We start from the raw sequence: 12,414 nt of genomic DNA, 5'->3' as shown, positions 1-12,414 counted from the left end.
CGCGAAGAACGGGAAGGATCCTCAACCCGGGCTGGCCATGTTGCGGCTGGCGCAGGGTGACGAGACCGTCGCGTCAGCGCTGTTGCGCGTCGCGGTGGACAGCGCCGGCGATGCCGACCCGCTCGCGGTCGGGCAACTGCTGCCCGCGATCGTCGAAGCACAGCTGGCGTGTGGCGACCTGCAAGCGGCGCAAGAGTCCGCTGAGCGGCTGGCATCTCTCGCGGACGTCTACGGGACCGTGATCTTGCAGGCGCGGGCGGTGATGAGCCGAGCACGGGTGGCTCTGGCTGCGGGCGCGGACGTCGAGGCGGCCGGCCTGGCGCGCACTGCTGTCAACTTGTGGCGCGATGCGGGCGCGCCGTACGAGACGGCGCAGACGCAACACCTTCTGGCGGCAGCGGCGATGCGCACCTACGACCGGCAAGTGGCGATCGTCGAGCTCGAGGCGGCGCTATTGACCTTCACGAGTCTCGGGGCGATGCGCGACATCGAAGCTGCGCAGATGCTGAGAACTCGTCTCGGGGACAGCGCTATCGGGCATCAGGTTCGACGCACCTTCATGTTCACCGACATCGTCGACTCCACCCGCCTGGTGGCCTCGATGGGTGACGAACGATGGTCGACGGTGCTGCACTCCCACGACCGCACCATCCGGGACCTGTTGGCTCATCACGGCGGATCAGAGGTGAAGCAGCGCGGCGGGGGCGACGGGTTCTTCGCCGTCTTCACGAGCCCGGCTGCCGCGATCGACTGCGCTGTCGCGATCCAGCGGCGCTTCGCCGAGCCCCGCGACATCCACGGCTTCGCGCCGGAACTTCGCATCGGCGTACACGAGGCTGAAGCGCTGCTGAGCGGGAACGACTTCGCCGGCCTCGGCGTGCACCAAGCCGCTCGTATCGCGGCCTACGCCGACGGTGGCACCATCCTCGCCAGTCAAACCACCGCCATCGCAGCCGGGGCGACCACCGCTACGCCCGTACGCCAGGTCGAGCTCAAAGGTCTCACCGACCGCCTCGCGGTACAGGACATCCCGTGGAGCGCAGCAGCCGAGAGGAAGTAGTGACATGACCGACGCCTACGCCCTGCGCAACATGGTCGAAGCCGAGCAGGACGACTTCGCAACACTCTTGCGAGGACTGACATCTGAGCAGTGGGAGACACCTTCGCTGTGCAAGGGCTGGTCCGTACATGACGCCGTGATCCATATCGCCATCCACGCGCACACCAATCCCGTTCAGCGCATCACCCAACTGGCCCGTGTCGGGTTCTCCGAAGACCGCCAGATGGAACCAGAGCGCACTCGCTCGACCAGCGAGCTCGTTGACTGGCTGGCCTCACCGGCCACGCTCGGCGGACGGTTCGACATCCTCACCCAACTCTCCGAGCTCGTGATCCACCAGCAAGACGTACGCCGGCCACTCGGGATCGTCCGCCAAATCCCGGCCGAGCGGCTATCGGTCGTACTCGACTTCGGCATCGCCGCAAGCGGTTTGACCTGGACCATGGCGTTCTCGCGTCGGCGGGCGAAAGGCCTCCGACTGGTCGCTTCCGACATCGGATGGTGGGTCGGAACCGGACCAGAAGTCCATGGCCCCGGCGAAGCCATTCTCATGGCGCTCAACGGCCGCGCCCACGCCCTTGAGGATCTAACCGGCGAGGGCACGAAAGAACTCGCGAGTCGCATCAGCGCGTAGAAGACCAACGCGACGCCGCGACACACCGCCGCCAGGGTCGCAAGCCACACCGCCCGACCTCCAGTCGACCTCCATCGAGGCGGACGGTCATCGTCTACCAAAGGCCGCGCAGAGTCGGCGTTCCGCGCCCGGGCTCGCACCGAACAACGCGCGAGAACGACACGAGGCCACGAGGACGCAGCGGGCCGAAACTCACTACTCGCGCACCACCCGCGCCGTGCTGCGGGTCGCCGGAAAGAGCGCCGAATGCCCGCTCGGGAGCGGGCGCGACGTCGCCCCCGGTGACAGCGGGCTTCAGGCAGACGGACGTGCCAAACCCCGCCAAGCCTCCGGGGGCGACGGTACGACGGTAGTCGCGCAGCGATTGACATGGCGTGGGCAACGGCTAGGGTCTTAGACACGTCTTAGTGGGACGCCTCTGTCGGCAGGACGGCCCTCGACCCAGGTCGCCGCCGTGCGGGCTCTGTCGCCTCTCTCGGGGCTTGCGACAGGACGGCGAAATGGCCGAGTTAGATCGCAGTGGATTCGGTGTCTCGCATCACCGCAACGGCGATGGCGAAGTCGTGCTGTCTGTGTTCGGCGAACTGGACATGGCGACCGCCCCCCTACTCCTGGAAACGGTCGCTGTCGCGCTTGACGGCGAGGGCACGGTGGTCCTGGATCTCGCCGGGATGACTTTCATCGACTCGCAGGGGATCAAGGTGCTCGTCGAGGCCAACAAGCGCGCACAGTTGGATCGGGTCCGCCGGGTGGTGCTTCGCTCGCCCCAACCTCAAGCCCGCAAGGTGCTGGAGATGACGGGCCTGGCCAAGCTGCTGACCGTCGAGGACTGAGGGAAGCTGGCGCAGCCCCGGCGAGAACCTCTTCGAGGCTGGCCGCTTGACGCCAAGAGGCGCTTCAGTTCTGTCGACCTTCTGATCGGCTTCGGTCGCGGCGACCATGTGCTCTCACCGGGCGGAGGCAATGAGCGCAGAGTGCCCGGTCGGCGCTCGCTCTCGCGCTGCGAGAATCGGCACGAGCTGCGTGTCCCCACCACCCCACGCTCCAGGATTGCGAGTCAGGGTTCGAATGTGCGCGATCAGGCCTGTGAGCGATCGGACATGAAAAAGGCCGCTCCACCAGGTGTGGAGCGGCAGGTTTCGGTAGCGAGCGCCCTTGGTGGGACACCTTTCGAACCGACAGTTCGGACAAACTGTCCTGGAACTTCTCGATTATCTCACTCAAGGTGGCCGAGAGGAAGACGCGAGCACGGAGCGTAAGCCGTAGCGGTCGCAAAGGTTCGTCCCCGCTGGCTTCACTCAGAAGCAGAAGGTCGGGCACATCCTCCGATCGCGCGGCCTGACTGAGAACGCCCGCAAGGTCCCCGAGGAATCCGTGCGGCTCATCGAGGAGCTGACGGCCTCCCTCACCCGATCGGTCTACGTAAGGGGCTCGATTTCTATGCACGTCACCTCGCCGGCCGAGGAAGTCCGCCAACTGAAGCTGTACGTCGACGGCGTCCTCGGGGAACTGTTGGAGATTCACCGCCAGCGCGGCTGACTAGCGCGCCAGTGCAGGTGCGAATGGCATTAGTGCAACGAAGAGAAGGTGCGAAAGGGCTCCCACGGGAGGTTGCGCAGCAGCGTGAAGAGCAGGAGCCCGCCAATGCCGACGACGATGTTGCGCGACGTCAGCGTGATCGTCGGGAGCTTCCGTCCCCGCCATTTGGGGAGGGCCCACGCGGCGTAGCCATAGAGTGATGCTGGCACCAATACGACCATGAGCAGGTTGAGGCGCAGGGCTGCGACCGGATGCCCGGTGAGCAGCTGGTGCAGGCCGCGCGTGATCCCACAGCCCGCGCAGGCGCGTCCGGTGACGGCCCGAAACGGGCACCTTGGGTAGAAGGAATTCTGGCGGGGATCAAACAGTGCGAGCACGACGCACGCCACCGCGGCGAGCGTAGCGACGGCCACCGTCGAGAGCTGTCCTCGCGCGGCCGACGCCCGTGCGCACAACGTCTCGAACACATTCGGCCCGCGCAGTGAGGGGGACGTCGCGCCGCCGTCGATTCGAGCGTGCGCGCAGAGCGCTCCTGACACGGGGGGTGCTTCTGAAGGACTGATCGGCGTCATTGTTTCGCTCGTCGTGGGGCGCACCTCCGTAGGGTAATCGGCCGGTCGGTGCACTCCATCGGATGCGGATTGGGCAGATTGCGCGGCCAGTGCCGCGTACCCGTGACCCGGCCGGCGACGCGGCGCGCGGGTGCAAGGGCCGGGCAGCCAGTGCCGCGCGTGAAGTAGTTCCCTGTGCCGTCGACCAGCCCGACCGCGTCGAAGAGGGCGAGCTGGAAGAGCCTGCAGTTCATGGTCGGGCGAGTGGACCACCGCCACTCGTCGGCGAAATCGCGAGCAAACGCACGGATGCCGACGCGGAGCTCGTCGTCGGTTTTGGACTCGAGCAGTACGGGGTGGAACTCGTAGTCGGCGGGCAGGCCGTGATTCGGGTCGTGGGTTGGCGTGCCGTCATCCGTGACGCCGACCCCGTTGAGAACGCCGGGAACGCCGCGCAGCGCGTCCCGGAAGCGCAGCGGCAGCCGTGATGGCCACCAGCCGTAGCTCTCGTCCTCGCCGACCTCGAGCCACCAGTGTCCGAAGGAGCGGCCGGCGAGCGGGACGTTGCGCTTCGCCGTGATGGAGGTGATGACGCGCGGTGTCACCTCTTCTTCTTCTTGTCCTTCTTACGGCCCTTGGCCGACTTCTTGCGCTCGTTCGCCCGCTGCACCGTCAGTCGACGCCGCTCCCTGCGTACGGCCCGCAGCCGCTTGCGCTCCCTGCGGCGTTCGTCCCGTTTGAGCTCGGGTTCGGGTTGCGTCGGGTCCGTCACGACCGGCGGGCGACACCGATGACGTGGGGTGAGACCAGGACGGTGATCAGCGTCGGCCGATAGATGAAGTCGCGCTTGGTCTCGATCTGGAAGCCGGCCTGCTCGATCGCGTCGTCGGTGACACGTGCCGTGTGGCAGCCACCCGCAGTTAGCGGCCAGATGATGTCTGCACGCCGTTGGATGCGGGCAAGACGGGGCTCCTGAGCGCGGACGTGCTCGTAGAACCGCAGTTCGCCACCGGGACGCAGGACCCGCCTGATATCCGCGAGTGCGCTCACTTGGTCCGGCACCGAGCACAGCACGAGCGACGCCACCGCAACGTCGAAGCTTTCGTCGTCTGCTGGCAGCGCGTCGGCGGTGCCAACGACCACGCGTACCGGCACTGCCGCCCGTCGGGCTGCCTCCTCGGCGCGGGCTCGCAAGTAACCCTCGGGTTCCACGGCGAGAACTTCGGTGACGGTGCCCGGGTAGTGACCGAAGTTGAGGCCGGTTCCCGCCCCGACCTCGATGACCCTGCCCGTCGCGCCGGCGAGCAGCTCGCGGCGGTGCTCGGCGCCGCCCTTGGCTTCAAACGTGCTCGCCATGCGGGCGTACATCCGAGCGAACAGAGGATGCCGGACTGTCGTTGACGGGCTCACGTTCGATTCCCCACCGACATCAAACTCCTCCGCTCGTTCGGCGGTGTCGCCGCCGTCCCTTTGCCGACGGGCGGCCTGCGCGTCGCCGTGGATTTGGAGGCCGCTGCTCTGTTCACCAGGCGCTCAGAGCTGAGCGGATTCACGAACGCCATCGGCGGTGTTGGAGCTCGAGTCACCCCGACGGTGCCCCCGGACCATCATCCAAACGCAGGCGGCGGCGCACAGCAGACACATGGCATCCTCCAGTCGGAAGTCTACTACTGCTACGACGTAGTTGTAGTAGATGTAGTCCGACGTGTCAACCGGTCAGCCTCCGGTGCACAGCGTCCGCATCAGCTGGGCGGGACCGCCAAATGCCGCGAGTGTGGCCGCAACTGACCACACGAGCGAGGCGCCGCCGATCCCGGTGAGCGCCAGGCGGGCGCGGCCGAGGGGAGCGGCGGGCGGCTCGGCGTGGCTTTCCAGCTGGGTCACGCGTGCGTCGAGCGCCTCGTCGCCGCCGATCGCGGCGGCGGAGCGCAGGTCGGCCCAGTCGGGCCCGGCGACGACCTTGAGCAGCGCGCCAGTGAGCGGCCGCGGCCCGCAGCGGTCGATGGCCCGGCGGTCGGCGGCTAGTTCGCGAGACGTGAGGTAGCGGTCGTGGAGCGCGCCGAGCACGGGCAGATACGGAAAGGCGCGCGGCAGCGTGCGGGTGAGGAACACCTTCGCGGGATCCCGGTTGCTCACGTGGTAGCGCTCGTGGACGAGGACCGCGGCAAGCTCGTCGTCCTCGACCCGTCCGAGCAGACCCGTGCTGACGGCGACGCGGGGCCGGACAATCCCGTAGGTGAACGAGCACGGTTCTGGCGTGTCGATGAGGTCGACGCGTCCCGCGAGATCATGGGCCGAGGCGATGGCGGCGAGGTGCGTCGGCAGCGGCCTGCGGGTGTGACGGCGGACCCTGCGGGTCAGACGAGCCGTGCCGGCCGCCTGGCGGCGCAGCGTCCGACTGCCGAGGATGGTGCCGGTACCAAGGAGGCCGAGCAGGAAAAGCGCGGGCACAGTTCCGGGCTTGTCGACCGCATTGAGGCCGTCGTTGCCGAAGCGGTAGAGAACGACGCCGATGACACAGCAGCCGATCAGGCCAGCCACGAGGGAGGCGGCGATGACGAGCGCCAAGAGGGAGATGAAGGACCGGTTGGCGGTGTCGATTCGCGCGCGCACGCTCAGCTCTCCTCGAGCAGGCGCTTCAGGCGACGGCGGAGTTTGGGGTCGGCGCGCGCCTCGGTGAGGAAGTGCGCAACGGCCTGCTCGCCGTAATCACGCACGACGTCTCGCACCGCGATGGCCGCGGCGTCGCCCATGACCGCTTCGTACGCGTAGCCCCGACGGGCGGAGTGCCGGACCAGGATCCGCTTCTCCGCCAAGCGGCTCATGACGGTCATCACGGTGGTGTACGCGAGCGGCGGGTCGCGTTTCTCATTGAGCGTGTCGAGCATCTGGCGGGGCGTGACCGCCTCGTGGCGTCGCCACATCACTTGCATCACCTCGGACTCCAGCGGTCCCAGGAGCTTGTCGACATCACGCGGCCGTGCCACGCCCCGACGCTACTACGCCAGCGTCGTAGACGCATCACGAGACCACTCCGATGACCGGCAACTGGCGAAGGAGCGGCTCGAGTTCCCCGCGGGTGGTGACGTTGTCGAAGCGGGCGACGATCTTGCCATCCGCGCCGACCACGAACACCCACGGCTCTTGCAGGTCGCCGCCGCGGAGCAGCCAGTCGGCGGCGGCCTTGTTGATCTCCTTCTTGTCGAAGTCTCGCCAGATCTCGACGTGCACGAAGCTGGCCCGGTCGCCGTAGTCGTGGGCGAGCTCTTGCACCATGTCGGTGACGGGGCCGCAGAACCGGCTGACGCAGTACACGGGGGTGGAGAAGACGGCGACGATGGGCCGGTGGGTGGCCAGCGCGGCCGCGATGGTCGAGTGGTGCAGCTCGGGGTCGGGAACCGTTCCATCGGACGCGCGTGAGTCGATTGCGCTCGGTGGTACATCGCTAGCTCCGAGTGTGTGGTTTTGCGTCGGTAGCGCGGCGTCGCCCGGCGCGGGGATGGCGTGGCGGCTCGCGACCATGAACGCGCCGCTGGCCTGCTGCATCCGCCGAGCGATGCTGGCGGTGACCTGGACCTGCCAGATCCCGGCGCGGTCGAATGCGACAGTCGTGGCGTACACGCCTCGCCCCGTCGAGGCGTCGACGAGTGTCGGTTGGGTCGGCGCCGGAGTCGGCACCTGGGTTCCGGGGATGACGAGGAACGTCCCGTTCGAGGGAGGCCCGTATGCGGGCGCGGCGCCACTGTCTTTGGTCGCGCCCAGGTAGGCGAAGCGCATCTGCACGGTCCCGAACCCGACGAAGCGGTGGTCGGCGGTCAGGGCGCCCACGATGAGGCGACCGGGCGGACCGACGGCAAGGTCGTAGCTGGCGACCTCGACGACGAGATCGTCGGGCTTCGACCGGTCGGGCAACCGCTTCCCGGCGTTGCCGCACGCGACAGCGACGGACGCGACCACGACAAGGACGGCGAGGCGGCGGTGGATGGTCACCGCGTGTCGGCCTCCTGGCACGAGCGGGACGGGATATCAAGTCGGTCAAGCGAAGCGCGAGCGGTACGCAGGAGCTCATTCACATGCGTTGGCAGGAGGGTGCGATCGCCGACAGGCGCCAGGTCGGCTTCGACCCGCTGCATTGCTTCGAGCAAACGCCCGGCCGCGCGCCGATCCGGCACTTCGGTAGCTGTGGCGAGCACGTGCAGGTTCTCGTGCGCGTGGTTGTAGAACGCCGTGCGCGCCGAAACGGCGTCGGTGCCGGCGCGGCGCGTGTCGCACAGGCCGCCAAGGACTGACGAAAGCTGTGCCACCGGAACTTGCGCGCCGCCGACATTCACTGCCTTCGGCGTGGTTCCGGCCGAAGCACCGCAGGCACTGACCGCCAAGGCGACGACAAGAGCGAGGAAGGAGTGGACTGGCGGCGTGTTCGCCTGACGGTTCCGCGTCCTTTGCAATTTCATTGCAACGACTGCCAGTGGACGCCCACGTCAGTGCTCTCCCACAACTTGGCGCGGGCACCGTCGTGGGCTGCCGCCCAGAGTCGTCTCCCCTCCGTGGGGTCGGCTTCCACGATGCTGACGCCGTTCGGCACGTCGAGTCGTTGCCAGGTCCGCCCCCCGTCGTCGCTCCGAGCCGCGCCGTTGCCACTGACCACGATCCGTCCGGGGTCGCTGGCGCGCCAGGCCACCCAGAGAGCGCCGTCGATGCCGCCGAGCCGCCGCCAGGTTCGCCCGCCGTCGGCGGTCTCGACCGCACCGGCGCGGGCGTCGGCCGCGAGGGCATGGTCGGGGTCGGTCGGGTCGACCAGGATGCGACCGAAGAACGCCTGTCCGACGTCGGCGGTACGCATCTGCCAGACGGCGCCGTCGTTTGTGGAGGCGAAGACCCCGGCTGCGGGTGATGCGGCGTACAGGATTCGGTCGGTGCCACCGAGGGCGTGCACGTCCGTGGATGGCAGCCCGTCATTGGCTTGCCGGAACGACTGTCCGCCGTCGGCGGAGTGGTGCAGGCCCGGGTGGCCGCTCTGCCAGACCGTCTTTGCGACGAATGCCCAGCCCATGGCGTCGGCGTTGTCGAGGGAACGGACTGGCTGCCAGGTTCGTCCACCGTCGCGAGACTCCGAGACCGCCTGGTGGCCGCCGACGAAGAGGCGGTTGGGTGTCGCAGGATCGGCCACGAGCGAGTGAAGATCGCCGCCGACGAAAGCGCCCTGGCGGCTGGATGATCCGCCGCCGCGGTTGAGGAGGAGGAAACCGGCGCCTACCACCAGCGGGATGGCGAGCCACCACCACCAAGTGGCCGGTGTCGATCTGCGAGCAACGCGTGCCCGCGGCGGCGGACGGCGCGCGGCTGGGCGAGTAGAGCGCTTGGGTTTCCTCTTTGCCACGGATCAACCTCCTGGGCGGAGTGCCGACGGTGCGCCTCGGCGAGAAGGCGCTCCCAGCCGGTCGTAAAAGCGGAAGCACGGGGCGGGCGGCCGGAAGACGACGCCCAATCTGGGGCGACGTGCGTCAGCGCGAAGGCGCGCCAAAGCGCGCCCGGGTCAGCGCGGAGGTCGTTCGATGCTGCGAGCCAGCAACAGACCACACCGTTCATCGTCGCGGCGCCTGAGCGCGATCAAGAGGAGACCGACGACCAGCGTGACTGCGAGAGGGACGGTGGCTGCGCAACCCACACCGCTCATGACCGATGACGGGCTGCAGTCGGAGCATGACATGCCGCCGTGGCCAATGACGACTGGGATGCCGGTCAGCACCACGATCACAACGAGAGCGACGAGGAGGGCCTTCTTCACGCAGTCGCCGAGCGTAGTGGAGTGTGCCCCGGGAGGCGCCTCACGCGGCCGTCCAGCTTCGGAGCTGTCAGGGTCATCGGACGTCACGGAGCATCGCGAGGCCGCCCCGACACGTCGGCGGCCGCCTTTTCGGTGTAACGGTCGGGCTCGGCTTCGAACCGCTCCCGGCAACGATCCGAGCAGAAATAGACGGTGCGCCCAGCGTGGTCTGCGGAAGCCGGCGCGTTGACAATGCGCACCTGCATCCCGCAGACGGGGTCAAGCGCGTAGCCTCGGCCGCCGCCAAGCCGCTCGCGGTGGCGGTACAGCCAGTACAGATAGGCGAAGAGGCCGAGGAATGTGACGTTCAGAAACGTCGTGTAGTTCCAGTGGAAGCTGGTCGCGACGATCTCGCGCGGCCGCGTTTCGGGCATGAGCCCGGTAAGGGAGAACAGACCCTCGACCAGCAGTCCAGCCGCGGCCATTACCACCCAGAACCATGCCAGGAGCCGGAGCGTCAAGCGGCCGCCGTAGTACTTCCGATAGATCAACAGCAGCGGCAGGGTGATGAGGTCAGCGAAGAGAAAGCTGATCACGCCCCCGAAGCTGATGCCGCCCTTCCACAGCGCCGCCGCCATCGGCACGTTGCCGACCGAGCAGACAAAGCTCACGACCGCGATGAACGGTCCGACGATCACGTTCTCCAGCGATGTCCAAAAGCCGTGGCCGCGCAGAAATAGGTCGTTCCAGAGGTGGATGGGGACGAGGACGGTCAGAAAACCGGCGACGAGGTAGCCGATCACGAGCTCCTTCCGGAGCATGGTGAGATCGGCCATCGTGTAGCTAGCGGCGTCGGCCCATGCCGCCCGCGAACGCAGTTTCGCCGACCACGGCGCGCGCTCGAGCTCGTGCTGCCGTTCTTCGCTCACGCCGACCATGGCGTCGCGCTCGTCGGCGCCGACCCTCGCGTGTTGCAGTCGTGCCCGAGCCCCGTCGGTCGCATGGCGTCCGATGACCAGGCCGCCGGTCAAGGCGAGCAGCAAGATCATGATCGGGCCGCCCACGAACTCGGCGACGGCGAACTGCCACCCCATCAGGATGACCAGCACGATGCCCAGCTCGACCACGAGGTTGGTCGAGGCGAACATGAAGATCATGGCGTCAATGAAGTCGGCGCCTTTGGCAAACAGCGACTTGGCCATCGCCGTGGCCGCGTACGAGCACGACGACGAGACCATTCCGAGCCCGCTCGCCCGGGCCACTGCGGCGGGCCGGTGGTCGCCCATCATGCGCTCCATCTGCTCATGGGACACGAACGCCTGCACCGCGCCCGACAGGCCGACGCCGAGCACGAGCGGCCAAAGGGTCTCCCAGAACATGAAGAACCCCTCCCGCAGGCTTCGCTCCACCCACACCGGCGCGCTGGCGGCAAGGATGTTCATGACCCGATCCTCGGGCCGGCCTCGGGGCTGATGCGCAACAGGTCACGGAGGCAGTGCTCCAGCATCTCGTGCGGGAAGCCCTCGGCCAGCCGGTAGCAGACCGAGCGGCCTTCCTTGCGGCCCCGGACCAACCCGGCCATGCGTAGCAACTTCAGCGCATAGCCCACCGCGTCCTCCGAGACATCGAGCGTGGCGGCCAGGTCACCGACGCACAGCTCGTCCACCGCGCCCAGGGCGAACAGGATCCGGGCGCGGGTGGCGTCGGCCAACAGCGTCAGCAGCTCGGCCAAACGGTCGGCGTCGTCGATGTCGATCAGCTGTCTCCGAGCGGCCTTGACGGCACGCGGGTCGGCCAAACGATCAGGTGTCGGAACGGTGGGCATCAGGATCTCCGGGGTCTCATCACCGTATAACCGTAAACCCGTGCGGATATTCCGATAGCGTCCGGAGGTCGTGCCGCCTCTCCCGAGGCAACGACTACCGTCGTCGCGGAGGTGCCGAATGGGTCGCTATCAAGAGCAATTCCTCCCGCGATTTCAGGACCTCGCCATGGCCCGGAAGGCGACTCGCCCAGTGCGAGCGCGCGTCTGCGCCGGGCTGCACGGTGATGTCGTGGAGATCGGGTTCGGCACCGGTCTCAACGCCTCCTACTACCCACCGGAGGTCGCCAGAGTCCTGGCAGTCGAGCCGTCGGCGGTGTGCAGGCGCATCGCCGAGCCCCGGATCGCTCGGTCGTCGGTCCGGGTCGAGCAAGCGGGCCTCAACGGCGAACGGCTCGAGCTCGAATCCGAGAGGTGCGACACGGCGCTCTCGACCTGGACGCTGTGCACGATCCCTGACCTTCCGGCGTCCCTCGCTGAAATTCGGCGCGTGCTGAAGCCGGGGGGTGCGCTCCACTTTGTCGAGCATGGGGATGCGCCGGATCCGAACGTCGAGCGCTGGCAGTGCCGCCTGGAGCCGCTGAACAAGAGGCTCGCCGGTGGGTGTCATCTCACCCGGCGGATCGCCGAGTTGATCGGCCAGGCTGGCTTTGTTATCGAGCAGCTCGACACCTACTACTTCAAGGGTGAGCCGAAGCCGTTCGCCTATACCTTCGAAGGGCGTGCGGTCAAGGCCTAGGGTCCATCGCCGTGAAGCGACGACGCGGAGGCGCAGGAGCATGACCGTCGACGAGGCCGCGGCGGTCACCGCCGAAGCCGCCGCAGACATCCACGCCTGGCAGTCCCTCGGGCTCTTGAACGACGGCAGCGATCTGACCCGCGAGGACGTGGAGCGCGTTCGCTTGATCGGCTTCGTGGCCCGGCGGGGGATCGCGCCGGCCGAGCTGGCCCGCATCTGCCAGGAGCAGGGCGACATGCTCGCGTCCTTCGCCCGCTGGGGCATCACACCGGGCCGCGAGGTGGCGATCAGCCGGGAGCAGG

General features: G+C 67.9%; 15 protein-coding genes. 5 read left to right on the top strand and 10 right to left on the bottom strand.

The annotated features are described in order from the left end of the window. The 3 genes from E6G06_14735 to E6G06_14725 form a co-directional block, all read left to right on the top strand. The coding region (locus E6G06_14735) for an adenylate/guanylate cyclase domain-containing protein (protein ID TML89295.1) at window positions 1-1,060 on the top strand (1,060 nt) is incomplete at its 5' end. Between the two features lie 4 nt (window positions 1,061-1,064). Then, window positions 1,065-1,694, top strand: a complete 630-nt coding sequence (locus E6G06_14730) for a maleylpyruvate isomerase family mycothiol-dependent enzyme (GenBank protein ID TML89294.1) — start codon at window positions 1,065-1,067, stop codon at window positions 1,692-1,694. A 500-nt stretch (window positions 1,695-2,194) separates the two neighbouring features. Continuing rightward, complete coding sequence (locus tag E6G06_14725; GenBank protein TML89293.1) at window positions 2,195-2,527, top strand: STAS domain-containing protein; 333 nt, start codon at window positions 2,195-2,197, stop codon at window positions 2,525-2,527. A gap of 735 nt (window positions 2,528-3,262) precedes the next feature. Here the strand turns inward: E6G06_14725 and E6G06_14720 are convergent. The 10 genes from E6G06_14720 to E6G06_14675 all read right to left on the bottom strand — a co-directional run bounded on the left by E6G06_14720 (window position 3,263) and on the right by E6G06_14675 (window position 11,376). Continuing rightward, window positions 3,263-3,829 carry a DUF2752 domain-containing protein gene (locus tag E6G06_14720; protein TML89292.1) on the bottom strand — a complete coding sequence of 189 codons (567 nt, stop codon included), beginning with the start codon at window positions 3,827-3,829 and terminating at the stop codon, window positions 3,263-3,265. Continuing rightward, on the bottom strand, window positions 3,802-4,389 hold the full coding sequence (locus tag E6G06_14715) for a hypothetical protein (protein TML89291.1): 588 nt from the start codon (window positions 4,387-4,389) through the stop codon (window positions 3,802-3,804). Before E6G06_14715 ends, E6G06_14720 begins: the two co-directional genes overlap by 28 nt. A 163-nt stretch (window positions 4,390-4,552) precedes the next feature. Continuing rightward, on the bottom strand, window positions 4,553-5,152 hold the full coding sequence (locus tag E6G06_14710) for a class I SAM-dependent methyltransferase (GenBank protein ID TML89290.1): 600 nt from the start codon (window positions 5,150-5,152) through the stop codon (window positions 4,553-4,555). Between the two features lie 348 nt (window positions 5,153-5,500). Further along, the gene (locus tag E6G06_14705) at window positions 5,501-6,403 is read right to left on the bottom strand and encodes a M56 family metallopeptidase (GenBank protein ID TML89289.1); all 903 of its coding nucleotides are present in this window, start codon (window positions 6,401-6,403) and stop codon (window positions 5,501-5,503) included. Beyond that, a complete protein-coding gene (locus tag E6G06_14700) occupies window positions 6,400-6,717 on the bottom strand; it encodes a BlaI/MecI/CopY family transcriptional regulator (GenBank protein ID TML89296.1) in 318 nt (105 codons plus the stop codon). The genes E6G06_14705 and E6G06_14700 overlap by 4 nt, the downstream gene beginning before the upstream one ends. Before the next feature lie 88 nt (window positions 6,718-6,805). Continuing rightward, entirely contained in the window at window positions 6,806-7,774 is a 969-nt protein-coding gene (locus tag E6G06_14695) for a hypothetical protein (protein ID TML89288.1), read from the bottom strand. After that, window positions 7,771-8,163, bottom strand: a complete 393-nt coding sequence (locus tag E6G06_14690) for a hypothetical protein (protein ID TML89287.1) — start codon at window positions 8,161-8,163, stop codon at window positions 7,771-7,773. Before E6G06_14690 ends, E6G06_14695 begins: the two co-directional genes overlap by 4 nt. A 71-nt stretch (window positions 8,164-8,234) precedes the next feature. Next, window positions 8,235-9,164, bottom strand: coding sequence for a hypothetical protein (locus E6G06_14685; protein ID TML89286.1), 930 nt, complete (start codon window positions 9,162-9,164; stop codon window positions 8,235-8,237). A 491-nt stretch (window positions 9,165-9,655) separates the two neighbouring features. After that, window positions 9,656-10,993, bottom strand: a complete 1,338-nt coding sequence (locus E6G06_14680) for a YHS domain-containing protein (protein TML89285.1) — start codon at window positions 10,991-10,993, stop codon at window positions 9,656-9,658. Continuing rightward, a complete protein-coding gene (locus E6G06_14675) occupies window positions 10,990-11,376 on the bottom strand; it encodes a winged helix-turn-helix transcriptional regulator (protein ID TML89284.1) in 387 nt (128 codons plus the stop codon). The genes E6G06_14680 and E6G06_14675 overlap by 4 nt, the downstream gene beginning before the upstream one ends. Before the next feature lie 118 nt (window positions 11,377-11,494). Between E6G06_14675 and E6G06_14670 the strand changes: the two genes are divergently transcribed. Further along, window positions 11,495-12,112 carry a class I SAM-dependent methyltransferase gene (locus tag E6G06_14670; protein TML89283.1) on the top strand — a complete coding sequence of 206 codons (618 nt, stop codon included), beginning with the start codon at window positions 11,495-11,497 and terminating at the stop codon, window positions 12,110-12,112. A gap of 40 nt (window positions 12,113-12,152) precedes the next feature. After that, window positions 12,153-12,414, top strand: a 262-nt coding sequence (locus tag E6G06_14665) for a hypothetical protein (GenBank protein ID TML89282.1), incomplete at its 3' end; no start/stop codon positions are given.

It is taken from the genome of Actinomycetota bacterium (genome assembly GCA_005888325.1).
In the GTDB taxonomy this organism is placed as follows: Bacteria; Actinomycetota; Acidimicrobiia; order Acidimicrobiales; family AC-14; genus AC-14.
Note: the sequence above shows the minus strand (reverse complement) of the source record. Positions and strands in the feature narration are given on the sequence as shown.

Excerpts from the sequence above, each read along its gene's own strand:
- E6G06_14670 (TML89283.1), top strand. The coding sequence starts at position 11,495 with ATGGGTCGCTATCAAGAGCAATTCCTCCCGCGATTTCAGGACCTCGCC.
- E6G06_14700 (TML89296.1), bottom strand. The coding sequence starts at position 6,717 with ATGCAAGTGATGTGGCGACGCCACGAGGCGGTCACGCCCCGCCAGATG.
- E6G06_14730 (TML89294.1), top strand. The coding sequence starts at position 1,065 with ATGACCGACGCCTACGCCCTGCGCAACATGGTCGAAGCCGAGCAGGAC.
- E6G06_14680 (TML89285.1), bottom strand. The coding sequence starts at position 10,993 with ATGAACATCCTTGCCGCCAGCGCGCCGGTGTGGGTGGAGCGAAGCCTG.
- E6G06_14725 (TML89293.1), top strand. The coding sequence starts at position 2,195 with ATGGCCGAGTTAGATCGCAGTGGATTCGGTGTCTCGCATCACCGCAAC.
- E6G06_14710 (TML89290.1), bottom strand. The coding sequence starts at position 5,152 with ATGTACGCCCGCATGGCGAGCACGTTTGAAGCCAAGGGCGGCGCCGAG.
- E6G06_14675 (TML89284.1), bottom strand. The coding sequence starts at position 11,376 with ATGCCCACCGTTCCGACACCTGATCGTTTGGCCGACCCGCGTGCCGTC.